Source organism: Steroidobacter flavus (assembly GCF_042651805.1).
Lineage (GTDB): Bacteria > Pseudomonadota > Gammaproteobacteria > Steroidobacterales > Steroidobacteraceae > Steroidobacter > Steroidobacter flavus.
Window position 1 is genome coordinate 530,502 of the sequence record NZ_JBHSDU010000001.1, and the last position, 26,118, is coordinate 556,619.

General features: G+C 61.3%; 18 protein-coding genes. 9 read left to right on the forward strand and 9 right to left on the reverse strand.

The genetic code is table 11. From position 1 onward, the window contains the following. Positions 1-251 precede the first annotated feature (251 nt). The 3 genes from ACFPN2_RS02140 to ACFPN2_RS02150 all read right to left on the reverse strand — a co-directional run bounded on the left by ACFPN2_RS02140 (position 252) and on the right by ACFPN2_RS02150 (position 2,765). Positions 252-746 carry a nitroreductase/quinone reductase family protein gene (locus tag ACFPN2_RS02140; RefSeq protein WP_380594502.1) on the reverse strand — a complete coding sequence of 165 codons (495 nt, stop codon included), beginning with the start codon at positions 744-746 and terminating at the stop codon, positions 252-254. Further along, complete coding sequence (locus tag ACFPN2_RS02145) at positions 743-1,135, reverse strand: EthD domain-containing protein (protein ID WP_380594504.1); 393 nt, start codon at positions 1,133-1,135, stop codon at positions 743-745. The genes ACFPN2_RS02140 and ACFPN2_RS02145 overlap by 4 nt, the downstream gene beginning before the upstream one ends. Before the next feature lie 70 nt (positions 1,136-1,205). Further along, positions 1,206-2,765: a S10 family peptidase gene (locus ACFPN2_RS02150; RefSeq protein WP_380594506.1), complete on the reverse strand. Its 1,560-nt coding sequence runs from the start codon at positions 2,763-2,765 to the stop codon at positions 1,206-1,208. Positions 2,766-2,953: 188 nt separating this feature from the next. Between ACFPN2_RS02150 and ACFPN2_RS02155 the strand changes: the two genes are divergently transcribed. The 3 genes from ACFPN2_RS02155 to ACFPN2_RS02165 all read left to right on the forward strand — a co-directional run bounded on the left by ACFPN2_RS02155 (position 2,954) and on the right by ACFPN2_RS02165 (position 7,763). Further along, positions 2,954-5,896 (forward strand): fibronectin type III domain-containing protein, encoded by a 2,943-nt coding sequence (locus ACFPN2_RS02155; RefSeq protein WP_380594508.1) that lies wholly within the window; start codon positions 2,954-2,956, stop codon positions 5,894-5,896. Positions 5,897-5,970: 74 nt separating this feature from the next. Further along, a complete protein-coding gene (locus ACFPN2_RS02160) occupies positions 5,971-6,540 on the forward strand; it encodes a cohesin domain-containing protein (protein ID WP_380594510.1) in 570 nt (189 codons plus the stop codon). A gap of 35 nt (positions 6,541-6,575) precedes the next feature. Beyond that, a complete protein-coding gene (locus tag ACFPN2_RS02165) occupies positions 6,576-7,763 on the forward strand; it encodes a HupE/UreJ family protein (RefSeq protein ID WP_380594512.1) in 1,188 nt (395 codons plus the stop codon). On the opposite strand, the gene ACFPN2_RS02170 is transcribed toward ACFPN2_RS02165, so the two are convergent. Then, positions 7,755-8,729, reverse strand: a complete 975-nt coding sequence (locus ACFPN2_RS02170) for a 2-dehydropantoate 2-reductase (protein ID WP_380594514.1) — start codon at positions 8,727-8,729, stop codon at positions 7,755-7,757. The two genes, ACFPN2_RS02165 and ACFPN2_RS02170, sit on opposite strands and share 9 nt — an antisense overlap. A 262-nt stretch (positions 8,730-8,991) precedes the next feature. On the opposite strand from ACFPN2_RS02170, the gene ACFPN2_RS02175 reads away from it, so the two are divergent. The 4 genes from ACFPN2_RS02175 (at position 8,992) to ACFPN2_RS02190 (ending at position 13,792) form a co-directional block, all read left to right on the forward strand. Next, on the forward strand, positions 8,992-9,348 hold the full coding sequence (locus ACFPN2_RS02175) for a toxin (protein ID WP_380594516.1): 357 nt from the start codon (positions 8,992-8,994) through the stop codon (positions 9,346-9,348). Further along, positions 9,332-9,649, forward strand: coding sequence for a helix-turn-helix domain-containing protein (locus ACFPN2_RS02180; RefSeq protein ID WP_380594518.1), 318 nt, complete (start codon positions 9,332-9,334; stop codon positions 9,647-9,649). The genes ACFPN2_RS02175 and ACFPN2_RS02180 overlap by 17 nt, the downstream gene beginning before the upstream one ends. A gap of 99 nt (positions 9,650-9,748) precedes the next feature. Beyond that, positions 9,749-10,576: a TauD/TfdA dioxygenase family protein gene (locus tag ACFPN2_RS02185; protein ID WP_380594520.1), complete on the forward strand. Its 828-nt coding sequence runs from the start codon at positions 9,749-9,751 to the stop codon at positions 10,574-10,576. A gap of 228 nt (positions 10,577-10,804) precedes the next feature. Beyond that, a complete protein-coding gene (locus tag ACFPN2_RS02190) occupies positions 10,805-13,792 on the forward strand; it encodes a TonB-dependent receptor (RefSeq protein WP_380594522.1) in 2,988 nt (995 codons plus the stop codon). Here ACFPN2_RS02190 and ACFPN2_RS02195 read toward each other — a convergent pair. Beyond that, entirely contained in the window at positions 13,782-15,368 is a 1,587-nt protein-coding gene (locus tag ACFPN2_RS02195; protein ID WP_380594524.1) for an MFS transporter, read from the reverse strand. The two genes, ACFPN2_RS02190 and ACFPN2_RS02195, sit on opposite strands and share 11 nt — an antisense overlap. Before the next feature lie 177 nt (positions 15,369-15,545). Between ACFPN2_RS02195 and ACFPN2_RS02200 the strand changes: the two genes are divergently transcribed. Continuing rightward, a complete protein-coding gene (locus ACFPN2_RS02200; RefSeq protein ID WP_380595288.1) occupies positions 15,546-16,022 on the forward strand; it encodes a VOC family protein in 477 nt (158 codons plus the stop codon). 18 nt (positions 16,023-16,040) lie between these two features. Here the strand turns inward: ACFPN2_RS02200 and ACFPN2_RS02205 are convergent, their stop codons facing one another. After that, positions 16,041-17,768 carry a hypothetical protein gene (locus tag ACFPN2_RS02205; RefSeq protein WP_380594526.1) on the reverse strand — a complete coding sequence of 576 codons (1,728 nt, stop codon included), beginning with the start codon at positions 17,766-17,768 and terminating at the stop codon, positions 16,041-16,043. Between the two features lie 4 nt (positions 17,769-17,772). After that, the gene (locus ACFPN2_RS02210; protein ID WP_380594528.1) at positions 17,773-19,863 is read right to left on the reverse strand and encodes a hypothetical protein; all 2,091 of its coding nucleotides are present in this window, start codon (positions 19,861-19,863) and stop codon (positions 17,773-17,775) included. Positions 19,864-20,137: 274 nt separating this feature from the next. Between ACFPN2_RS02210 and ACFPN2_RS02215 the strand changes: the two genes are divergently transcribed. Beyond that, positions 20,138-20,347 carry a FecR family protein gene (locus ACFPN2_RS02215; RefSeq protein WP_380594530.1) on the forward strand — a complete coding sequence of 70 codons (210 nt, stop codon included), beginning with the start codon at positions 20,138-20,140 and terminating at the stop codon, positions 20,345-20,347. 18 nt (positions 20,348-20,365) lie between these two features. On the opposite strand, the gene ACFPN2_RS02220 is transcribed toward ACFPN2_RS02215, so the two are convergent. Beyond that, positions 20,366-22,417 carry a glycoside hydrolase family 97 protein gene (locus tag ACFPN2_RS02220; protein WP_380594532.1) on the reverse strand — a complete coding sequence of 684 codons (2,052 nt, stop codon included), beginning with the start codon at positions 22,415-22,417 and terminating at the stop codon, positions 20,366-20,368. 34 nt (positions 22,418-22,451) lie between these two features. Next, positions 22,452-26,081, reverse strand: a complete 3,630-nt coding sequence (locus ACFPN2_RS02225) for a TonB-dependent receptor (protein WP_380594534.1) — start codon at positions 26,079-26,081, stop codon at positions 22,452-22,454. Positions 26,082-26,118 lie beyond the last annotated feature (37 nt).

The window sequence follows — 26,118 nt, forward strand, 5'->3', positions numbered from 1 at the left end:
CAGTGCGCCAGCTATGCATGTGGTCATACAAGCATCTTGTGTGCCAGCGTATTTCCAGTCGCCCGCACCACAGTGAAGCGCGCCCGGCCGACGCCAGCTCGCGCTCGCTTTGTTTCGAGAAATTCAGCTTGTTTGGAAGGAAGATGCGCGCATTCTTTGCTGAGCATTGCTCACAAAGAGGGCACGCACGATGCCGCACGCGAGAGCGGTGCGCGGGAACAGCTGCTTCGGGACAGTGCAGCCGGTTTTATCTAGGAGACGGGCTTGAAAATGTCGATCGGCTCGATGGGCGTCATCATCACCAGCGGAATCTCACGCGCGGTCGACGCCTGATAGTTCTTATACGGAGGAAACACACTCACCATGAAATCCCACACCCGAGCACGCTCCTCGCCTCGCGGCTCACGCCACGTTGCCCGATACGCTTGAGTGGCGATCTGGAAGTCCAGTTTCTTACTTTCCTTGACGTTCAAGTACCACGCGGGATGATGGTCCGCGCCGCCCTTGGAGGCGACGACCACGACTTCGCCGCCGATATCGCCATAGTTGAGCGGCGTGATGATGGTCTTGCCGCTCTTGCGGCCGACATAGCGAAGTAACAATGTGGTGTTGAGCTTGTGCCCGCCAATGTCGCTGACATCGACAATGTGCCCTTCGGCCCCCCCGGAGCTTAGATACAGCTCGAGGTGCTCGGTTTTCCAGTTACGGCGCGCCTTGGCGATTTCCAGATACGTTTCGTCACTCATGACGGCTGGACCTCTGACGAGCCCATGGGCGAGTCGAACTCCTCGACGGTGCAGACCGGATTGCTGTTGGTCGCGAACAGCTTGCGCTCATCCTCGAGCCGGGCCTGCAAGAACTGCGGATTGCTCAAGCCCTGCATGGCGGCCTCGAAATCCGCCCGCGTGTTCCACCAGATCTCCATGATGCAGTCATAGCCCGGATGGATCACCTCGCCGGTGAGCGGATTCTTCTCAGGCTTCACGTAGCGACGCACATAGCGCTGCGCGTTCGGCAACGACGGCTTGGCCCCCATGCGCCTGGCGAGCTGCGTGTGCTGCTGCTCGTAGTAGCTCATGAACTCTTCCATGCTCATGTCGGCGCGCTTTTTCAGGAACACGACCTGCTTGATCATGCCCCACTTTGCTCGCCGGTCCGTGCCGCCGCCTTGACAGAAGGCGACACGGAACCGGACATCGACTAGGTCACCTGGCGTTCTCGTCGATGAAGGTCTTGATGTGATCGCTGAACTTGCCCATCGAGCCCGGATGCACATACATCATGTGGCCGGCTTCGTAGAACTCGATCTGCACGTTACGCCGCAGCTCCGGCGTGATGTTGAGATGATCGATGGCGTGCTTCACGGTGCCGTACGGACACGCCAGGTCGAAGTAACCCGATTGCACCAGCACCTTCATCTTCGGGTTCATGGTCATCGCATAGGAAATATCGGGCAGCACATTGGCATACGGCACCTTCTGGCCGTTCGTATCCGGCTGCACGTGGCTCACGTCCCAATCCTTGTACAAGCCGGCCGACAGCTCATACTTTTGATCCGAGACCACATTGAGCTCATCGCGCACGTAAGCGTTGTAAGTCGCGACGACGGCCGGAGCGACGGCGCTTGCATAAGGATCGAACGCGGTGGTCTCGGCGATCCGGCTCGGCATGCCGCCGGCGAAGCGTGAGTCGATGCGTCCGATCGTCTTGCCCTGGGCTCGCATCAGCTCCTGCAGGAAATGGTTTTCGTCCATGCGCAGGTTGGCCGCATCCCAGTACGCAGCGCTCACGCCCGTGTAGCGAGCAAGACCTTCGAGCGCGGTTTGTCGCTCGGCGGCCGTCGCACGCGCGCCCTTGTAGAGCACCGGCAGATACACGGTCTCGATCCACTGCTCCACTTCGCGCAAGAACGGCTGCAGCTCAGGCGGCTGCGGGTTGAGCGCCTTGTGATACCAAGCCGTGGACGCATAAGTCGAAAGGAAGTTGGCGTCGCCAGCATCGGTGTTCAAACCGGCCGTGCCGCTGACGAAGTCCAGATACGGCGACACCAGGATGATGCCGTTGAGCGCGACGTTGTGACGGGTCAGCAAGTCGTAGGTCACACCGCCGGTGCGGATGCCACCGTAGCTCTCGCCGAGCACGAACTTCGGGCTGGCCCAGCGGCGGTACTCGCCGAGATAACGGACGATGAAGTTGGAGACCGACTTGATGTCGTTATCCACGCCCCAGAACTGCTTGCCCTCGGCCTTGCCCACCGGCCGCGAAAAGCCGGTGCCGACCGGGTCGATCAACACCAGATCGGCGCGATCGAGGAAGCTGTACTCGTTGTCGACGACTTTGAAGGGACCGCGCGTGTTGCTGGTGAGATCTTCGAGCACGGCGCGACGCGGGCCGAGAATGCCCATGTGCAACCAGGCCGAGGCCGAGCCCGGGCCGCCATTGTATGCAAACACGATCGGGCGAGTGCGCGCGTCCTGCCCCTGGCGAACGTAAGCCGTGAAGCCGAACAGCGCGATCGGCTCATCCTTCTCGTCCTTCATCAGCAGCGTGCCGGTGGTCGCCTCGTAATCGATGGCTTTACCGCCGATGCGAATCTGATGGCGCGAGGTCCACACCTTCGGCTCGGGCTTCGGCTTCTCCTGCTTGTCCTCGGCGGCTTTCTTTTCCTGCTCCGCCGGCGGGGTTGGCTCGGCGGCGTTGGATACAACGGGCGCCGAGAGCCAGAGCAATGCAGCCAGCGCGGCGATCACGCCATGTTTTTTCATCGTGCGGTCTACCTGTCGAAATCAGGGGACGGCAAGTATAGGGGGCGCGCCTGCGCATGACGAGCGTAAGCGCTTCGGCGGACAAACGTTCACGCAACTGTGGAAAATCACCAAGCTTGCTAAAAATCGGTAATGAACTTTTCTTAATCTCTCGCGCGTCGATCACGCGAAGAAGGCTTGAAGAAAAGATGCGTCTTACCGGTTGGCTTCGGTCCCTGCGCTCCTGCGCGATGTTGCTGGGATTGTTTCTGTGCGCCTTGAGCGCCCACGCTCAGCAGATTAGTCCCTACCTGCAAACTCCGACCGCGAACTCGATCTGGGTTTCGTGGAAAACCACCGCGGGCACCGAGTCCCGCGTCGAGTTCGGCACCGCTCCGGATCAGCTCACGCAAGTCGTCAACGGCTCGGTCCAGCAGCTGGGCACGAACTACCTGTACCACTCGGCGCAACTCACCGGCCTGCAGCCCAACACGTTCTACTATTACCGCGTCCGGACCGGCACCAACACCTCGCAGGTGAATCGCTTCCGCACTCAGCCCGTGATCGGCGAACAAGCCGGCCATGTGCGCATCCTGGTGATGGGCGACAACCAGATCATCGCCGACAACCGCTATGAAAAGCTGGTGCGAGCGGCGCGCACGAAGCTGGAAAGCATGTACGCGCAGCCCATCGAGGCCGCGCTGAATCTGGTCGTCAACGTCGGCGACCAGGTCGACGTCGGCACGCTCGAGCAGTACGAGCAGGTGCACTTCAAGATGTCCGCTCCGGTGTCGGCGAACCTGCCCATCATGACGACGGTCGGCAACCACGAGTTCTACTACGACGGCGACCTCGCCCTCTATCAAGCGCACTTCAAGTATGAAGGCATTCGCTATCAGGGCATCGCCGGCGCCGCCAACGAAAGCTACTACGCGAATCAAGTGGGCCGCGTGTTGTTCGTGCATCTCAACAGCATGAACACCGATGCCGCCCAGGAAGCGTGGCTGCGCAGTGTCGTCAATGCGGCCGAGCGCGACAGCACGGTCGATTGGGTCATCAGCTTGATCCACCATCCGTATCAGGCCGAGCAGTACGTCGGCGATATTTCGCAGACACTGCGTAACTCGTGGATGTCGATCCTCGCCACGTCACGCAAGCACATCCTCAACGTCGGCGGCCATCACCATCTGTATGCGCGTGGCCAGACCCGCGACTGGCCGATGTATCACATGATCTCCGGCGGCACGGCGTGGGATCAGTATTGGGGTCAGTCTCGCGAAGAAGACTTCGACGACGTGCAGAAGACCATCGCGAACTGGGCCTGGCAGATCGTCGATATCGACATCGCCAACCGTTCGATGACGGTCGAGACCTATGCCGAAGCGCATCCCATCGTCTATCGCACGCAAGGCTTCAACTACAACAGCCGCCTGATCGATCGCTTCGAAAAGAAGCTCGACGAGGTCGCGCCCAGCCGTCCGACGATTCAGAACACCATCGGTGCGCCTGTGACGCTGCCGTACACGTTCAACAGCAGCGCCTTCAACAGCAGCACCGGCGAAACGCTGAACAGCACACAGTTCCAGATCGCCACCGACTCGGCGTTCCGCAACCTGAGCGTCGATCGTATTCGCGACTTCGAAGACATCTATGGCGACACCGGCGCGCCGCTGTATGAGCCCGTCGACCGCAACCAGGGCGTGAACATTTTGAACTGGACGGTGCCCGCCTTCGGCCTGCCCAATGGCAACTACTTCGTTCGCGTGCGTCATCGCGATGCCAATGTGATGTGGTCCGCCTGGTCGGACGCCAAGGCGTTCACGGTCACCGGCAGCAACAACGGCACACCCTCGATCAGCATCACGCAATCCATCTATGCGCCGACCGAGCCGGTCGTGGTGACGTACGCCAATGGCTATGGCCTGGCGCGTGACTGGATTGGTGTCTACCGCAAGGGCCAGACGCCGGGCAATGTCACCTCGACGCAGTACAAGTACGTCACTGGCCCGAACGGCAGCGTGAGCTTCGCGAATCTGCCGGCGGGTCAGGAATATTTCGCGGCGTTCTTCACGAACGACAGCTTCACTGAGATCGCGCCGCGCGTCAGCTTCTACGTCGGCAATGAAGTGGGCATTTCCATTCCGCGAACCGAATACGCGGTCGGCGAGTCAGTGCCTATCGCTTGGACGGGCGCGCCCGCCCATGCCAGCGACTGGATCGGCGTCTATCGCGTCGGTCACGTGCCGGGAACTCAGACCTCCACGCAGTGGCAGTACACGCCAACTGCGTCGGGCACGGCCACGATCAATGGCCTGAGCAAGGGCTACTACTACGCGGCCTTCTTCCTCAACGACGCTTATTTCGAAGCGTCCGAGCGTGTGTTCTTCTCGGTCGGCGATCAGATCGCAACCGTGTCGATGCCGAGCACCGTGCTGGCACCAAACGCGGACTTCTCGGTCAACTTCGCGAACGGCCCGGGCACGCCGAAAGATTACATCGGCATCTTCCGCGCCGGTGCGACACCGGGCGTCGACGTGCTGGTCGACTATCTCTACGTCGACGGCCGCGCCTCGGGCAGCGTGACGTTCACCGAAGATCTGCCGGAGGGCGATTATTTCCTCGCGCTCTATATCAATGACTCGTACACCGAGGTGTCGAATCGTGTCGCGTTCCGCGTCGGCAACGGCACAACGCCGACACCGACGCTGCGTGCGGATCGGAGCAGCTATCGTCAGGGCCTGCCCGTGGTCTTGAACTGGACGAACACTCCGGGCGGCACGCGCGACTGGATCGGCATCTATCACGCCGGCAGCAATCCGGGCAGCAGCAATCCTTCTGTGTCGTGGCGTTACGCGCCGAGCAACTCGGGCCAGACGAGCTTCACCGGCCTGGCGCGGGGCAATTACTACGCGACGTTCATGGTCAACGACGGCTACACCGAGATCACACCGCGGGTGAACTTCACGATTCGCGCTGCCGGCGATCTGAACGGTGACAACGTCGTGGATATCAACGACCGCAACCTGTTGCGCGCGTCACTGGGCAAGTGCGAAGGCAACCCGGCGTACAACCGCGACGCGGATTACGACAACGACGCGTGCGTTACGCAGCTCGATTACCAAGCCTGGTACTCGTACTACACGAATCCGTAGCTCAGCTCGCGGACAATCCACACAAGCGTGCCGGCCTCGCCCGGCACGCTCGAATGAATCACAGGACTCGAATCATGCACAGCTTCCGGAATTTCACCTGGGCCGCGATGGCGGCCTTGACCACGTTGTTCGCCACGAACAGCCAGGCGGCCTCCATCGTTCTGCAGCCGCAGTCGAGCACCGTCCACGTCGGCGACGAGTTCCGCATCGACGTGATCCTGCAGGACGCGTTCGAAGGCGAGTTCGTCGGCGACACCTTGCTCGCGTTCGGGTTCAACCTGAGCTTCGACAACAGCGTGCTGTCCCTGCTCTCCAGCAACGTCGGTGCGGGTTGGGACGATGATTCGCCGTACCTCGACGTCGATGTCGCGGGCTCGAGCTTTCCTGGCATTTCCGATGACGGTTCGGGCGCCAACATTCTGCTCGGCCAGTTGTCGTTCAGTGCGCTGAGCGCCGGCAACTTCACGCTCGCCATCAACGGCAACCCGTTCGACGATCCGAACCTCGGCTTGATCTTCCTCGGCGGCGAAGCTCCGATTCTGGCGCAGACGCTGGTTAGCGTGACGCCGGTGCCGCTGCCCGCGATGGGCTGGTTGTTCGGTAGCGCGTTGCTCGCACTGTTCCGCGTGCGCCGTTGCCGTTGAGTCGTGCGCAGCGGCTGGGAAGCCGCTGTTGCTTATTGATCCTGCTGTTGCTGCAGGCGACGGCGGCGCTGGCGCATCTGAGTGGATTCACCGATACCTCCATTCAGATCGCGCAGCCCGGCGTCAAAATCATCTATACCCTGCCGGCCGACAATCTGCTCGAGCTGGAGTCGCAGCCTCGCGTCGAAGGCGCGCCACCGCGAGCGCCCGACGAATATCTCGACGCCGTCATCCAGGGCTGGAGCATCTCTGCGAAACGTCGCCCCTGCTTTCTGCGCGAGCGCGAGGCGAGCGCGTTACGCACGATCGAGTCGTATCAGTTCACGCTCCGTTTCGAATGTCCTCAAGGTTTCGATGAGCTGCTGATTCGTTACTCGCTATTCGGCGAGCAGTGGCGTGGCGAGCAAAACTTCACGCGCGTCTTCATGGCGGGCGAGCAGCTGCGCATGCGCTTCACGTTCGACAAGAAGGAGCTGTCGCTGCAGGTTCCTCAGCTGCTGAAAGACTGGAACAAGCCCCTGCAGGCGGCTTTCTTCGAAGTCGATCCGAACAACAAACTCCGCAAAGACTCGTGGACGGGCTTTGCCAACACCACCGAGTCGAACGACACGTCCTGGTGGCAGGACCTGTGGCGCACCGATCCGGGCTTCATCACGCTCGGCCTGAAACATATCCTCGAAGGCGCCGACCATCTGTTGTTCGTGATCGGCCTGTTGCTCGTGCCCGCCAGCTGGGCGCGCTTGGCCGGACTCGTCACCGCCTTCACGGTCGCGCACTCCATTACTCTGGCGCTGTCCTCGTTTCACGCCATCGTGCTGCCTCCATCACTCACCGAGCCGCTGATCGCCCTCACCGTTGCCGCCATCGGCGTCGAGAACGTGCTACGCACGCGCTGGTTTGCGGCAGGCACCGATCAAGTCGCAACCATTCGCTCGCAACCCAGCCGCCGATGGATGACCACGTTCGCCTTCGGCCTCATCCACGGCATCGGACTCAGTTACATCCTGACGGAAATGGGCCTGGGCGATGACCTCATCGGCACGCTCTTGTTCTTTAACATCGGCGTCGAGCTGGGTCAGCTGAGCATCGTGGCGGTTTGTTTGCCGATCACAATCTGGCTGTTCAAACGAAGCTGGGGATTGAGCGTGAGCTCGGCGCTGTCCTGCGCTCTCGTTCTGATCGGGCTGGCTTGGTTCGTGGAACGCGTCAGTTCGTCACTTTGACCTCTCCGGGCGCCCAAACAAACGAATCAATCCATGCAGCGCATCCATATTCGGCGTCTCGACACCGACCAGGCGGCCGATCTCGCAAGGCGCGGCCACTAACGCGTCGATTTCGAGCGAGCGGCCGGCCTCCGCATCTTGCAGCATGGATGTTTTGAACGCGCCGAGCTTGCGAGTGACGGTCATGCGGGCCTCGCCGCTCTCGGCGATGGGGCAGCCGATTCGCGAACCGATCTCGGCGGCTTCCGCCATGACTCGCAGGATGAAACCGCTGACGAGCGGATCGTCCAGAATGAGATCGCAGGTGGCCCCGGTGAGTGCGGAAATGGGGTTCATGGTCATGTTGCCCCAGAGCTTGTACCAGATGTCCTTTTGAATCTGCGGACTGATGGTCACATCGAACTCCGCCGCGCGAAGCGCAGCGACGACCGCTTCGAGTCGTGCGGACGTGCCGCCGCCCGGCTCGCCGATGATGAGTCCGTTGCCGCTCTTATGTATGGAACATCCGGGCGTCTGCACCGAGCACGACGCATGAACCACGCCGCCCAACACTCGCGCCGGCGGCATCAATCGCGTCACGCGCCCGTCGGGATCGACCGAGCGCAACGAAGTCCCCGCATAGGTCACAGGCAACCCGTGAAAGAACCACCACGGAACGCCGTTCATCGCCGACAGAATCGTTGTTTGCTCTCCCAGCAAAGCCGCAACCGACTCCGCCACACCCGCCAATGCCTGACCTTTGACCGCGAGCACCACCACGTCCTGCTTGCCCAGATCCGCCGCGCGATCGCTCGCATTCACCCTCGCAACGCGCGTGGCGCCACCGATGACGAGCCTCAACCCCTGCTCCCTCACCGCCGCCAGCGTCTCTCCTCTCGCCAGCACACTCACATCCAGCCCGGCATTCGCCAGTCGAACGCCCAGCCAGGTCCCAATCGCACCCGCTCCGACGATTGCAACGCGCATGGCTACTCCGGCGACAGTGACTCTCGATGAGCTGAGCGTAACACGGCGCCGCAACTCTGCTGCCCGCAGGACTTAGCCAAGCCGCAACGACTTCCATCGATCGCTAACACGAAAGTCGGCTCCTGGACGCAGTTTTACTGCATGCATCCGCGTCCTTAACGCGCATCAAACCGCCTGGCGAGCCCATCAACATAGCCCTCGTCCCCATTGACCTGTCGGCGCAACGCCGAATGCGCTGCCTACGTTATTTGCGTATACTTTCATGAAAGCAGTTTTCGTCGAGTTGCCCGCATTTGAGCGACACCGCGCCAATTATCTGGACGAGGACGGCTTCCTGAAGCTGCAGGATGCGCTACTGGCCAAGCCGGAAGCTGGCGAACTGATCGAAGGAGCCGGAGGCCTTCGAAAAGTACGTTGGGCAGATCCTCGACGGTCCAAGGGCAAACGCGGCGGCCTGCGAGTGATTTATTACTACTGGAGCGACGGACCTGAATTCTGGCTGTTCACGCTGTACAACAAGGATGCGGTGTCCGATCTGACTCCCAAGCAACGAGCGGCTTTGAGGGAGCTCATTAAAGGCGAGCTGAGAATGAGGAAGACGTATGAAAAAGAAGCGTGATCTGTCCGCCGAACTGACGGAAGGCTTCGATGCGCTCGCCGAACAGCGTACAGGGAAGCGAACCTTGCGCACGCATACCGTCAAAATCAAACCCGCTCCGAAGATCACGCCTCGCGAGCTTGCCAAGCTTCGCAAGGACATGAATCTTTCCCGAGGATTGTTCGCGGGCTATTTGCGCACCAACGTACGAACCATCGAAAACTGGGAACAAGGTCGGGCGAAACCCAATGCTCAGGCTGCGCTGCTGATTCGCATGGTTCAGCGATACCCGGACACCGTGCGTCGGCTTGCTGAGATCTAGAGTCTTTCTTCTGTCGCCTGCTATCAAGACGCCCCGCATCTGTCTTCATAAGGTAGGACTTGAATGGGCTCTGCCCGCATGCAGTTCACCGGATAAGACATGAAGACCGAAGACATCAGCCCTGCCATTGGCACCGCGGTTCATGTGGAGAAGGACGCGCTTCGGGACGACGAGATCGCGCGACGCTGTCTGGAATTGCTCGAAGAGCGCGGTGTGCTGGTTTTCCCGCGCATCGGCTTGAACGACGCGGAACAACTCGCTTTCACCGACAAGCTCGGTGCAAGGGTGAACTTCACATCGCGCGTGCCGGGAGGAAACAAAAGCGCGCAGGATGTTTACACCATCACGCTCGATCCGAAGATCAACACCGAGCCCGAGTATGTGCTCGGCACGTATTTCTGGCACATGGATGGACTGACTTCACCGATCATTCCGCCGAAGGCGAGCGTGCTGAGTGCGCGCACCGTTGCGCCGAAAGGCGGCCAGACCGAATTCGCCAGCAGCTATGCCGCCTACGAAGCCTTGCCCGAAGAAGATAAGAAAGATCTCGAGGGCCTGCGAGTCATTCATAGCGTCACGGCAGCCGTGCGTGCGGTGACGACGCCGGACGCGCTCGATCCCGTCAGAAGAAACATGTCGCACGAGCATCCCCTCGTGTGGAAGAGACAATCCGGTCGCAAGACCATGTTGATCGGTTATACCGCCGACTCGGTCGTAGGTATGTCACAGGCTGAAGGCCGGGCGCTGCTGGCCCGGCTGCTGGAATGGACCGCCCAGCCCGCCTTCACCTATCGCCATCATTGGCAGGTCGGCGATCTGGTCATCTGGGACAACACCGGCGCCTTGCATCGGGTCGTTCCATACTCGGTGGATTCTGGACGCAGAATGCACCGAACCTCCGTCGCCGGCGCCGAGGCGGTGATCTAAAGCCCTGAATTTACGAGCATCTGGAAAATCCTAGGCAGCCTGCCCCAGCTGCCTCAATGACTCGGCCTGTCCTGCCGAGCCATCATTTGGCTTCAAAATATTTCACTTTCAATCAAGAGCTGTCATGATGGCACCTAACTCGGACAAATGTGGGCGCCGGAGGTAACCGGTTACCCCCAAGCCGAGGTAACAGCTCTTATAACGAATGTGATTGGGGGACCTATGTCGATGTCGAATCGTGGTCGATCCGTCGTTTCTGCCGCTGTCTCTGCGGCCCTGTTGAGCAGCTCCTTTGTCCTCCCCCTGGCGGCGTTCGCAGCCGAAACCGGCCCGACTCCTCAGCAAGACGGCACTCAGCTCGAGGAAATCGTAGTCACCGGCTTCCGCGGCTCGTTGAACACGGCGCTGGCCGAAAAGCGGGCGGAGACCGGCTCGATCGATGTCATCGCCGCGGAAGACATCGGCAAATTCCCAGACAGCAACCTCGCCGAATCCATGCAGCGCATCCCCGGTGTGACGCTGTCCCGAGGCGACGGTGGCGAAGGCCGAAACATTTCCGTGCGCGGCCTCGGCCCACTCTTTACACGCGTACGAGTCAACGGCATGGAAGCCGCCGCGCAAGCCGGCTCGAGCGACATCTACGGCGCAGGTAACAACGGGCGCAGCTTCGACTTCAACGTCTTCCCCACCGAAATCTTCTCGCAGCTCGCGGTTCGCAAGACACCGTCGGCGGACGTCGAAGAAGGCTCGCTCGGTGCGACGGTCGATCTGAAAGCGCCTCGCCCCTTCGATTTCGCACAGGATCGAGTGTTCAGCCTGACGGGACGCGGCGTGTTCAACACGATCAGCGAGGACGTGGATCCCCGCGCGTCGATGTTGTTCTCACAAAAATTCTTCGACAACACCTTCGGTGTATTGGCCTCCGCGGCCTTCCAGAAACGAAACATTCGCGAAGTCGGTTATTCGGCCGTCGACGTGCTCTCGGCCAACACCAATGGCAACAACCTCGGCACGGCTGCCGCTCCGATCATATTGCCCTACTGCACTCCGCTCGGCTGGACGGCCACCGCTGCGAGCCCGGTGCCTGGCAGCCGCGGAGCCACGGGAACGGACTGCAGCGCCTTCACCGCTCGCTCCAGCAATCTGGCGGCTTTCAACACCGTCTACAACATGCGTCGTGCGGACGCGCCCAACACACCGGGCAGCGGCGCCTTCCTGCCTCGCCTGCCTCGCTATGTGAATTCCGAGCAGGACACGGAGCGCACCGGCGGCACGCTGACCCTGCAGTGGAAGCCCAACGAAAACACCGACATCGCCCTCGATGGTTTGCTGTCGCGCTATCAAGTGGAGCGTCGTGACAACTACATCCTCGGTCTGTCGTTCGGCCGCAGTCTCACCAACAATGGCCAGCCAATGGTGGCCGTCGAAGACATCTCTTTCGATAAGAACGGCTCGGTGGAATATGCCGTGTTCGACGGCGTCGATGTGCGCTCCGAAGGTCTGGTGGATCAATTCGTCTCGACCTTCGAACAGGTCAATCTGACGTTCGAGCACCGCTTCAACGACAGCTTCAAGATCAGCGGTCTGGCCGGCCGGTCGAATTCCATCTGGGACGGCCCGATGCGTCTGCAAACCTACATGGATCACATCGATGCCCAGAACTTCACACTCGACTTCCGCGGCGGTCGCGAGACACCGCTGATCGGCTTCGGCATCGACGTGAACGATCCGAACAGCTTCCAGTACGCGCCGACTCCGGACGGCAACCAGACCGTGCTCGGTGGCTTCTCGACGCAGGGCAAGCCGTCGCGCAACGTGACGCAGATCGCCAACTTCGATCTGGCCGGCGAGTGGCAGGCCACCGATCAGTTCGCCCTGACGCTCGGCGGACAATATCGCGAGAACGATTTCCACAGCCGCAATTCCAACCTCGTGCCTTCGCAAGCGGCGACGCTGGCATTGCCCAACGGCGTGACGCTTGCCGATATCACTCGTCGCATCACCGGTCTGAATGACTCGTTCGGTTCCGGCGCGCCGGCCAGCTGGGTGGCGATCGATTCCAAGAAGTGGCGTGAAGTGTTCAATTTCGCGGACATGGATTTCTGCGAAGTCGAGTGCGGTGCCGCCCAGTCGCAGATTCTCGAGAAAGTCACCAGCGGCTACTTCATGTTGAAATTCGATAGCAGCACGGACTGGCGGTTCCCACTCCGCGGCGATATCGGTGTTCGCTATGTGAAAACGGATCAGAGCGCCGTCGGCTACATTCCTGTCGTCGCGCCTGCAGGCGCGCCGTTCCAAGCCGTCGGCCAGCGCAATCAGGTGGATCGCGAGTACAGCGACACCTTGCCGTCGCTGAACGTGGTGGTCGATCTGACGCCCGACCTGTTGGCACGCTTCTCCGCATCGAAGGTGATGTCCCGTCCCGAGCTCGGCAACCTGACGCCGACGGCGACGATCACCGCCACCACGCGCACCGGCACAGTGAACAATCCGTTCCTCGATCCGATTCGCGCCAAGACTGCGGACCTGGCCCTCGAATGGTACTTCCGCCCGGGCTCGCTGCTGTCGGCCGCGTACTTCTACAAGGACATCGAAACTTACATTCAGCGCATCACCAGCCCGATCGTCTACACCGAGCTCGGACTGCCCGACTCGCTGCTCGCCGGCACGCCGACCTTGCCCAGCGAGGTCTTCAACGTCAGCCGACTGGAGAACACCAAGGGCGGCCCGCTCAAAGGCTTCGAGCTGAACGCGCAGCTGCAGCTCGACATGCTGCCGGGCGTCTGGAGCCACTTCGGCGTGCTCGCGAATTACACGCGCGTCGAATCGAAGATCCAGTACATCCTGACGAGCGTCGGCGGCGTGATCACTTCGTCGACCACGGCCGATCTGGTCGGTTTGTCGAAGAACTCCGCGAGCGGCACGCTGTTCTATGACGACGGCACCTTCAGCGTTCGTACCACCGGCACCTTCCGCGATAAATACATTCGCGGCATTCCGGCTTCCGCCGGCAGCGATCTGCAAGGCAACGGCGAAACTTTCTATCTCGATGCCGCCGCCTCGTGGAACTTCAATGACTATCTGACGGTGATCCTGGAAGCGCAGAACCTCACGGAAGAGCGCAACACGTTGTTCATCGACAGCACGCGCGAAGACACGCTGTTCCAGACCGACATCGGCCGCACCTACACACTGGGCGCGACGATCAAGTTCTAGAACGGCGATTGGGTTCGATAGTCAGCCACCCGCACACGGCGCTCGCGAAAGCGAGCGCCGCTGCAACCAGCGACACGACCCGGAAGCTGTGAACGAAAGACTCCTTGAACGCTTGTTGAAGCGCCGTTCGTTGCGCGCCATCGACTGACGGCGGCGCGGCGGCTTCAGCAAGCTTCGGGACTTCCGCACGCACCAGCTCGCGCGTTTCACTCGATAGCGACATCTTCGCCAGGCGTTCGTCCAGCGCGTTGCCGAACGAGGCGACCGCAATCATTCCCAGCACAGCAACCGCGAGCATGCCCGCGATTCGCGCTGTCGCATTGTTGATGCCGGACGCCACGCCAGCGTGACGATCATCGACCGCACGCATCACACTCGTTGTCAACGGTGCGACGCTCACCGCCATCCCGAACCCGAACACGACCATCGATGGAAAGAACGTCGTCCAGTACGAGCCGCCGATGCCGGGCACCGCGAGCAACACAAATCCAACGCCGACGATGGCGGGCCCAATCGTTAGCAACGTGCGTGCGCCGTATCGTTCGATGAGCCCGCCCGACCAGCGCGACAGCACGCCCATGATCAAACTGAAAGGCAGGAACGCCGCGCCCGCGGCCGCCGCGGAATAACCTTGAATTCGAATCAGATTGAACGGGATGAAGAACATCGCGCCGCCTAACGCGAAGTACAGCAGCAGCGTAATCGTATTCGCGCCACTGAAGTCTCGAGACCGGAACAGCTCGAGCGGCATCATGGGCGCACGCGCCTGAGTCTCACGCCACACGAACAAGCCCAGCATGACGACCGCGATTCCAAGGGAACCGAGCACAGTCGCCCCGCGCCAGCCGCTTTCCGACGCGAGCGTCAATCCATAGGCAAGCGCGCCCAATCCGACGACCGCCAGCGCGCCACCCACCCAATCGACCGCCACGTCGCGCGATTCAACGCGACTCTCCGGCACATGCCACATCGCGAGCACGACAGCAACTGCCGCGATCGGCACGTTGATCAAAAAAATGATTCGCCACGACCAGGTGTCGACCAGCCATCCACCGATCACCGGCCCCAACGCCGTCGTGAGCGCCGACGACCCGGCCCAGGTACCGATGGCCCGCCCTCGTTCGTTCTCCGGAAATGTGGCACTGATGATTGCAAGGCTGCCAGGAACCAGCAGCGCCCCGCCCATCCCTTGAATCGCCCTCGCCGCGATCAAAGCCGACGCATTAGGCGCCCAGGCACAAGCAACAGATGCAACTGCGAACACCACGGTACCGATTACAAACATTCGCCGTCGACCAAATCGATCGCCCGCCGCGCCCCCGACCAGCAGCAGCGCGCCCAGCATCAGCATGTAAGCATTGACCACCCACTGCGCTTCACGCACCGGCGCAGCGAGGTCGGCTTGAATGGCAGGCAGCGCAACGTTGACGACCGACGTATCAATGAACGCCATGGCAGAGCCGACGATCGTGGCAGCCAGCACCCACGGTTTCGAGCGTTCAGCGCAAGGTGTTGCGCCATCGCGCGTGCCTCGAATGACGCTCTCGTCGCAGGCGATGAAGGCCGAGCTGTTCATTCCACGCACGATACAGGTCGTCTCGTGCCCCGAGATAGTCGGAAAGTGCGCGAGTTAGATCGTTTGGGTCATTGGATCGTCGGCCTCGTCGGTGTTTTCCCCAAGCCTGCCCCGAACGCGATTGACCGAAGATCCCGTCTTCAGGTGTCATGTCCGACGCTACCACCGGAGGAGACGATCATGGTCAATCCCATTCCCCAAGGTCATCACTCGATCACGCCGTACCTCATCATCAAGGGCGCGAGCAAGGCCATCGACTTCTACAAGAAAGCATTCGGCGCGACTGAAGACATGCGCATGGCAAGTCCCGACGGCAGAGTCGGTCATGCCGAGATCTCGGTCGGCGACTCGAAGATCATGCTGGCGGACGAAATGCCGGAAATGGGTCATCGCAGCCCGCAGTCGATCGGCGGCACCGGCGTGAGCATGATGTTGTATCTCGACAAGGTCGATGATGTATTCAAGCGGGCGATCGCGGCGGGCGCGAAAGAGCTGCAGCCCGTCAAGGATCAGTTCTACGGCGATCGATCAGGGACGCTGCAGGATCCGTTCGGTCATGTATGGACGGTGGCCACGCATGTCGAGGATGTGCCACCGGATGAGATGCGCCGACGTGCCGAGGAATTCATGAAGAAGGCGGCGACCAAGCACTAGGCCGAGCGAAGGCGGAAATTACGGGCACCCGGCGAGATCCGTCCAGACGTCGGTCGGTGCAGCGGCTCGCACCGTGGCCCGCTGATCGGCGGTGAATTGCTCACAAGTGCGATTCCACGCTTGCGCGAGCGTGCGATGGTGTCCTTGTGTCAATTGACCGCCGCTATTCAGAAACTCCGTCTCACGTCGCAGAAAACGCAACACAACTTCGAGCCGATCCGGGAACGCCAGCGTGGACAGCGGCACATCTAACAATCGCACCGGCCCCTGCTCCGTTCCCCACGCTGTAGCCAACTCCCCACGCGACTCTTCCCAGCTTCCATATAAATAGAGAAAGCGCAGCTGCTCCGGCCCGAGCCCCGCGCCCGATGCTGCCGTCAGCACGTCCTGATAGTTGAGCGGCCGACGACCGCTGCTCAAACCCCGCCCCGGATTCGCAGCAAGCTGAGCCCACCACCACGACATCGTTTGGTCCATCGCTTCCTGAACCGCCTTGCCCGCCGCGGCCGCTTCGAAGAATGCGAAGCCCACTTCATACGGATAAGCCGGTCCGCCGTCCGGCAACCCATGATCCGGGCTGTTGAATCCGGAGCGACGTGACCAGTCCCAAAGTTTGACGGCGGCGAACCGCAACACATCGATGCGGGCGTGATGATCGCCGGTAGTGACGAGAACATCCGTCCCCACTCGCATCGCCGCCGACATGAAGGTGCGCGCGTTCTCGATTGATGGTTCGCTCGCAAGCGCCTGCTCCGCCTTCGCGAGTACTCCATCGTTGCGCGTGAACCAAGTTGGGTCCAACGTTCGCGGCAACCAACGGAGCCACGTCGGCGCTTGCACCGATGTGGGAAGAAGAAACGTATCCACGGCGCCCGCCGATTCCCAAGGCGCGTAACTCACAACCGACTTTGCAAACGCCGCGTCGTCCGTGAGCACGGTATTGATGCTGGCGCCCGCCGCGCCGACGTTGTCGGCGCCCGGTTGAAACGGAGCCTGATAAGGCCGTCCCGCGCTCACGACATTGAGCGAACGGATATAGCTCGCTATGTCCTCCGCCTCTTCGCGCGTGAATCGATGAAACATCGCCCGCTCGACGATGCTGTTGTTCGAGAACGCGTAATACTGCAGATCCGCGCCCGAGTCAGCATGACATCGCGTACACGCCGGCCCGTCGTCACGACTCACGTCGCTGAAGAAGAACCGACCGCGTTCCAGCGACTGGGCATCCTCGCGCATCGGCCGCCAGAGCTGCGGATCCTCTGCCGGAGCTTCGACTTGTATCGTGCGATCTCCGACATTGATCGCGACCTTCAGCACGCGATACCCAGAGATCGCCGACCCATCATCGACAACCTGCCGCTTGTAACGAAAGACGAAGCGATTGTTGCCGGCAACCAGCTGCGCGCGATCGATCGGCACGGTCGCAGTTGTGACGCGTCCATCGGGATGATTGAACGGTCCATCGGCGCTGCTGAGATCGATGGGCGGTCCGCCGTTGATCGCGAGATCCGCGCTCTCTGTCTGCACGATGTTGTGCAACGTCAAGGCCACAGCGACGGTCGACGTACTGCTCAACGTCGCTGCATCGAGCTTAACGATCAGCGCGACTTCCTTGCCCGGCGCCCCAAGCACTTCCAACGGGAACGTCACCGCCCGCGATTCAGCAGTCGCGTGATCTGGCGAATCGTTCTCGCTACACGAGACGACCGCCAGATAACACAACAGTGTCCACAGAACCCTGCTCACATTACTAGCGAGGCACGAGCCAGGCATCGAACGCGGCGTAGTAGTAGCCGCCGGCCACCGTATTGTCGCGTCGATACAGATCGAAGTTGGCCGGCAGCGCCGGATAATCCGGATGCGAGAACCCGCGCACCTCCCACAGCGAATATTTGTTCACGTGATTGCCGAAATCGAACGGCACGGTGCCGGCCGGGATGATCGGGTTTTCCAGTCGCAGCCAGGCGCGAATGCAGTTGCCATCGGCCGGATCGTTCTCGTTGCCGCCGACGCACGTGTCATGCACCTGAGTGAACGCGGGCGAACGAGTGCCGGTGAACTTCAGATTGCTCATGGTCACCGGATAGTCCGGCACGAAGGTGTAAAGGATCGGCCCAACGTCATCGACCATACCGCCGACGATGCGCTTGCGAGTCGCATCCATCATGGTCGATTTGATGCCGAAGCTGCGATAGCCGTTGTCGACCGCGGTCAGGTCCTTGAACACGACGCTATTGCCGTACGCGCCGTGCAGGAATCCGTTCGAGCCGTTCGACCAGCTCTGGTTGTCGGCGAACGGCGTGTCGTTCTTGGTGTTGTTCTGCCAGTTGCTGATGCCGTTGCCGGCATTGTTGTGAGCGACGTTGCGATTGAACAGGTCGATCGGCGAGTGGCCCGCTCTCTCCTCCGCCCAGGTGAGTGCGGCTTCATTGCCGAAGTCGTGAAAGTTATAGGCAATGCCGGTGGCCACGGAATCCAGCGTGTCGCCGCCGCCCGCAGTGATGCCTCTCGCGCGACCGATCGCTGCGCAGTCTTCAGGACGCCCCGGCACCGCCACCTTGGCGGCAAGCACTTCGGTGAAATTGACGCGACGGATCGCACCCAAGCCGTCCTCGGGCTCCATACAACGCAACCCGCAAGCGCTGAAGTCGAAGTCGCGCACGAATCCGTCGCCTTGTCCGTCGTAACCGGCGACGTCGGTCACTTCGATGCCATTGCTGGTCTCGGCATGGAAGAACTCGCGCTTGCCGCCCCAGATCGCGGCGTGACGTACGAACGAATCATCGGATGCGTCGCGCTGTTGATGGAAGTAGAGCGCCGCTCGACGCATCGGCTCTTCGGCTCGAGTACAAGTGTGCTCCGGACCGAGCCAGCGCAACTCCACGCTGTCGAGCTGCACGATGCCACGATGCGCGACCATGACATGCGCATGCGCCGTTGCATCGAACGAACGCACGACCACGTTGCGTGACAGATTCGCCGCCTCACCGCGACGAATGCAGTCGGTACAACCTGCGTGCGCATAGGTCGGCGACTGCGAGAGCGTCACCGTGTTGCCCGAGACGCTGGCGATCTCGCGCTCATCGAACTGCTTCGCGTAGCCTGCGACTGCAATCTTGGCGGTCGGTGTGAGCACGACGCGATCGCCCACCCGCCAGCCCGTGGCGTCGGCGACGCTGAACATCGCATCGCTCGCGTCCGTGCCTTCCGTCAGCTTCGACCACGCCTTCTTGAGCTGCCCGGCTGCAGTGAAGACGCCATCGTCCACGACCCACAAGCCCACATCGGAATTCACGACCGTCAGCGTCGTGTCTTGCGGCGGCCCACGCACGCAGTCGTTCAAATCGCGCGTCACGCAGGAGAAGTCGCTCGGCGTGCCAACGTAGTTCTGATCCAGCATGCCTTTGAAAACAATTTCGGCGACGACGCCATTGCCGATGCGATCCGTCGGCGTGCCGTAATCGAGCGTTCCCTTCACGACCAGATTGCCGTGCAGAGTCAGCGTGGAAGAGCGCGAACGTGACGCGCTCAACTTGCCGCCGGCCGCAATCGTCACCGAGCGCACTTCAGCGTTGCAGTCGAGCACGACCGCATTGCTGATCGTCACATCGCTGGTTGCGCCGGGAACTGTTCCGCCCCAGGTCGCGGAATCGCACCAAGACCCGCCGCTCACGCTTCCGCCGGTGGGTTGCGGAGTCGTGACGACCGGAGGCGTCGTGACCGTGCCGCCACTGGCAGCGCCGCCCCCAACGGGAGCGGCGCCACCACCACCACCGCCCCCTCCACAACCCGCCAGAACAATCGCCAACGCCGTTGCCAGCGAACGGATGCGCAGTATCAACCGAATCTCCTTATCGAGCTGCCGTGCAGTACCCCACTCGCTAGTGGGCTTCCAAATTGCGCGGTAGCTTAGTGACGCCGGTTGGCTGCTCTAGTGACGCCCGAAAGAGACGTCGCGATCCGCATACAGAGCGTTGCTGTTTGTGTCACCCGAGGTTAGAGCTTGCCACGACCGACAACGTGACGCTGCGGGGCTCGCCATACCAGCGCTCCGTCGCCCTCACCTATCGCTGTCGAACGCTCCGTCGCATGGCTGAGCGGTCGCGTGGTCTTCGATGACGACATCGCTGGCCGATGCGGTGGCCGAGTTCAATCGTTACTCGCAGGCTCGGATCAAGCTCGATGATGCGGAGCTCGGCTCATTGCGCATCACCGGCGTCTTCGCCACCGATCGAAACGAAGTGTTCGTGAGCGCCGTCATCGGCGCCTTTCCCCTTGAAGCCGAAGCCCGGCTGGACGGCAGCTATTTGTTGAAGTCGCGCTAGTCCCGAGGGCGTCCTGACTCAGTTCAGTGCTTTGAACCGAATCGCCGCCCCGCCGCCGGGGCCCATGGCCAGCGGCAATCGATCCGTCGAGCGCACCGTGCGCTTCTCGATCACTTGAGCGAGCGGATTGGTCCGGTAATCCGCGTCGGTTTCGTCGCGATAGATAACGGCCTGATAGCTGCGGCCCGGTTGCAGAAAATCCAGCGCGACCGACAACGATCGCGGCTGCTCGTCGGTCAACGCGCCCAAATACCAATCGTCGCTGTTGCGCTGCTGACGAGCGACGACGATGTAATCGCCGATGCGGGCATCGAGTGTGCGCGAGCGCTCCCAATCCGTCGGCACATCCTTGATGAATTGAAATGCTTCGGGTTGCTTCTCGTAGTTCTCCGGCAGATCCGCCGCCATGTGCAGCGGGCTGTAAATCACGACGTAGAGCGCGAGCTGATTGGCAAGCGTCGACTGCACGCGCTTGCGAATGTCCTTCTTGCCGGCGGTGATGTCGAAGATCCCCGGCGTGAAATCCATCGGCCCGGCTAGCAATCGAGTAAACGGCAGGATCGTGACATGCTCCGGCGGATTGGTCGGATCGCCCCACGCGTTGAACTCCTGTCCTCTCGCGCCTTCGCGCGACATGATGTTGGGATAGGTCCGTCGCAGGCCCGTGTCCTTGACCGGTTCGTGCACATCGATGGCGATCTTGTATTTCGCGGCCGTCTCGGCGACGAGTTGGTGATGTCGAACGAGGTATTGGCCCGCGAACCATTCGTTATGCGCCGTCCCGTCCGGTGTGAGCCGCTGAATCGTTCCATTCGGCTTCACATAGCCGGTCTTCACCGTGTGGACACCATACTTTGCATACTGCTCGAAACCTGCGGCCATCTGCGACTCGTAGTTGGCAATCGCGCCCGCCGTTTCATTGTGACCGATCAATGAGACACCTTTGCTCTTCGCGTACGAGGTCACCTCCGCAAGATCGAACTCAGGATAGGTTTGGGTAAAACTGAAGCTAGCGCCATTGGCGATCCAGTCGCCATCCCAGCCGGTGTTCCAGCCCTCGACCAGCACGCCACTGAATCCATGCTTCGCGGCGAAATCGATGTAGCGCTTGGTGTTCGCCGTGGTCGCACCATGCTTGGGCCCGCTGCCCCAGGTGGACCGATTCAAATGCATCTCCCACCAGATGCCGACGTACTTGCCGGGACGCGCGTAAGACGAGACATCGCCGAGCTTGTTCGGCTCGTTCAAGTTCAGCTCCATGCGTGAATCGGCGAGCCCGCCCGCCGTCTCAGCAATCAGCACCGTCCGCCACGGCGTCTGAAACGGCCCCGTGCGTCGAACCTTGACGCCGTCCGACCAAGGCATGAGATCGGCCTGCAAGGTGTCCGGTGCGGTCAGCCGCAGCGTCATGCTCGCGTAGTCGACCAGAGCCGCTTCATGGATGGAAAGAAACAACCCCGGCGACTCCAGCGTCAGCGGCGTCTCGGCCCGGGTCAGCTGTTCGAGCGGCGAGCGGCGATACAGATACTCATCCCGCTCCTTCTGATAGGCCTCGAACCACCACGCTTGATACTTCGCTACCGGCCGGAACTGCGTCAGCTCGTCGCTGATCGCGATCTCCTGGCTTGATGGAATGCCGTAATAGTCATATCGAAGTCCGAAGCCCTCATCGAAAGCTCGCACAACGATGTCGAACGCTTTGCTATTCGGCGTATCGCCGCGCATCGCCACGCGCATCTCGTTGTGATGATCGCGAATGATCCGTTGCTCGCCCCAGGGCTGCTCCCAGTTCTGATCGTGAGCGCTGCGTTTGGTCTCACCCAACGTCACTTTCGCCCGCGATTCACCCACGAACGCGAGGCCGAGCGTCCCGCGCTTCAGCACTGATTGGCCGCGCCGGCTGACTTCATAGAACGGCTGCCCGCCTTCGGCGCCCACGCAAACGCGAAGCACTTTGCCGGGCGAGTCGACGCACTCGGCCGCCTCGACCGGGCACGCTTGCAGGATCAGGACACAGGCAAGTCCAATGACAAATTTCACAGCAGCTCCAAGCCGCGGCGATTGCCGCATACCATTGACGAACGAAAGGGCCCTTTGCCTCAGCTCAATACTTGAACCGGAACCCCAGCTGGAAGCGGCGATCGCTTCGAATCCAGGCCGAGTCGCGTCGGACCGGCGCGGCGCCGGGCGTCAACGGCGAATCGCCGAACAGTTGTTGCTGACTCACGGTGGTTCGATCGAGCAGATTGGAGCCATCCAGCGAAAGCTCGACGTTATTGCCGACCTGCAGCCGGACCGAGCCGTCCAGATACCCGCCCGCCTTCTGCCACATCGGCAGCCCGATGCAACAGTCGAGATTGTTCGTCAGAAATTCCGAGCGCCAGCTGTATGCGAGCCGCACGCCGATCGGGCCGCGCTCATACAGCGCCACGACATTGTAAGAATCGTCGGAGATGCCAGCGAGGCGATGCGAGTCGATGATCTGGTCGTTGCCCTGCAATCCGCCACCGAACGCGATCGTGCCACCGGGGGCATAGCCGGGCTGAACTGCCAGGTTCGAATTGTTGATGCCGGACTGCTCCAGATGGGTGTAATTCAGCTGCGTGCCCAAGCCATTCCAGGGCGCCGGCAGAAAATCGAAGAACGTCTGAAAAGCCACCTCGACGCCGTTGAGCGCGCCACCGCCGGCCCCGTTGCGCGGACCGCGCACGATGACGGTTTGCGTCGTGCCGTTGTTCTCGAATTGCCGTTCGAAGTCGCCATAACCGATGCTGCCATTGAAACGCTTATGGAACAGGCCGAGGCTGAACGAGCTGCTCTTACCCCAGTAGTGCTCGTACGCCATATCGAAGTTATCCGCGGTGATCGGCGCCAGCCCACCGAACCCCGCATCGGCATCGAACACGAATCGATAGCCCGTCACATTCTCCGGCGTATGAGGCGCGCCCGGGCGATAGATCACGTACGGCGAATCGGCCGACGTATTGTCCACCGGCGACTGCACGCTGACGTAGTTACGAAGCAAACCGAAATCCGGTCGCGACATCGATCGGGATGCACCGAACCGGAGGTACTGACGCGCATTGAGCCGGAATCTCAGATTCAGGCTCGGCAGCAGGTTCTCATGGCTGCGATGCAGATCGTTGTCCGTGCCGGCACCGTTACTGAATGCGAGCAATTCCGGTGTCAACCAGCATGAAAGGTGAGTGACGTCAGCACCGACGAGCGGCGCATTGCAGGGTGTGGCAGCCGCAGTCTGATACCAGGTGGACACTGGAAAAACGACCGCGCCGTCGCTCGATACATCCGTGCGGACATAGCGTAGCCCGATGTTCCCACGAACGCCGATGCCGAAGATTGTCGCGTTGTCCCCGCCGAACCGAAGCATGGCGTACAGCGCCTTGGTGCGCTCTTCGACATCCAGAATCTCCGAATCGATGAAACAACCGTCGGTGTTGGACGCGCGCTGACACAGCGGCGTCCAGCCCATGGGCGAGCCGGTCGTCGCGCTGCTCAATGCGTCGATGTGACGTTGTCGATCCAGCAACGTCGCACGATTCAAGAACACCATCGGCCCGTTCGCGAACACATTGCCGTCATACATGTCACCGAGGCTGCCCATTTCCCAGATGCCCGCGCCGTATCCTTGAAACGTGCGGCCCGCTTCGCCGCATCCCGCCGGATAAGCTGCAGCCTCGGTGTTGTCGATGTTGAATCCCGGTCCATTGCACAGCGACGGCCCCGCGATCGGTGACCAGTTGTAAACCGAGTAACGTACCCGCTGCTTACGATTGGCGTAGCGGGCACCGAACTTCAAACCATCGAGCCAGGTGCCCCCGAACCGATATTCCAGGTCGCCACGCAACGCGGTCTCGCGAGCCGCATTGTCCTCGAAGTGGTCCTGCACGTATGGAATGTAGTAGTTGTGCGGGTTCGTCAGAAAGCCCGGCGCGTAGTTGATGTTGGAGCCCGGCAGCAGCTCGATGCGCGGCGTGCCATCGCCATTGGTCGAGTACTTCGCGTTGGCCATGGTGCGGTTGCCGACCAGGATGTCGTAGTTGTCGGTCTCGGCATCGATACGCTGAACGTCGACCGTCGCGCGCAACCGATCGGTCGCGTCCCAACGCAGGCTCAAAGAAACGTCGCGCGTGCCTTCGGTGTGGTCGAAGTTGCGGGCCTCATTGCCGACATAGACACCTTGCCGTTGCGTGCTACAGGTCGAAGGACTGCCATCGGCCTGAGGTCCGCAGTAATTCACGAAAGGGAGCCCGGGCACTGCTGACCCGTACATGAGATTTCCCGCCGTGCTGCCGCCGAGCCAATCGCCCGTAGGCTGGGTCAGTACACCGGACGCCAGCATTCCATCCGGCCCGAAGGTAAAGGCAGGGGTGCCGTCCGCGGGAGCGATGAATGCATTGCTCTGAGGAGAGTAGCTGTCCGCCGCCCAGATGTTGAAGAAAGAAACATTGGAGCTGCGCTCGCCCCACGCGTTGTCGTACCGCGAATCCATGTACTGCGCGGTCGCGAGCCAGCGTCGATCGGTCGACTCGAATTGCAACGCCGCCGATGCGCCATGACGTACCCGGTCATAGAGCACCTCGGAAAAGTTCACCTGACTCGGCAGGTAGCGCCAGCCCGAGCCTCCATAGGGGTTCGAGGCACAAGGAACCGAGCCATCCGCCGCGATGAGCGCATTGCCGCTCGCATCGACATTGCCACTGCTACAGAACGCACCGAGCCGTTGCATGATGACACCCTCGGTCTGCGTCTTCACATGCGAGTACGCGTAGTTCGCCAGCAGCCCGAAGCGACCTATGTCCGTGTTCCAAACATCGGCAAAGATGCCCGACCCTTCATAGGTCGTGTCATCGCTACGATCGCCGTAGTTCGCTCGCGCGGTGAGCGAGAAGACGCGCGACGGAGTATCCAGCGGCAAGCGTGTGCGCAAGTTGACTGTGCCCGCGATGCCGCCTTCGATCATCTCCGCGGTCTGGTTTTTGTACACATCGACGCCGGCCATGAGCTCCGGCGAGATGTCGTTGAAGTTCAATCCCCGATAGCCGTCGGCGGAAAAGCTGTCGCGTCCATTGAATTCTGTTCTTACGAACGTGAGCCCGCGGATCAGCACACCGGCCGGCTCGGCGGAAAAGTGTGTGCTGTCATCGCTGGATTGCAGCCGGGACACAGTGATGCCGGCCACCCGCTGGAGCGCTTCGGCCACCGACTTGTCCGGAAAGGATCCAATGTCCGTGGCCGTCACCGAATCAACGAATGTCTCGGCGTCGCGCTTGATCTCCTGTGCGGTCTCGAGCGCTCGACGCACGCCGACGACGATGACCTCCTCCAACTCCAGATCGACATCGAGATCGAAGTCGTCCGGGTTCAGCTCGTCAACACTCGTTTTAGAAATGGAACGACGGCGCACGATCAGCGCCCCGGTCAAGTCGCGCACAACTTCCAGGTCGGTGCCTGCAGTCAATGCTCTGGCCGCCGCCTCCGCCGTCATCACTGCCTTGATCGACGTCGATTTCAATCCCTGCACGGCCGCCGGCGAAAACAGGATATTGGTATTCGTCTGGCGTGAGAGCTCCCGGAGCGCGGCGTCGACGGACTGCGCCTCAATGTTCACGTTGACTGCCACTTGCTGCGCGACTGCCACACCCAAAGCACTGACGGCTGCAAGAGCAACCGCGCACCTCACGGCCACGCGCAGCGCGCTACTCAGCTTCGACATGCTCCCCCGGGTAGCCGCCAGTCACGCCAGCGGTCTA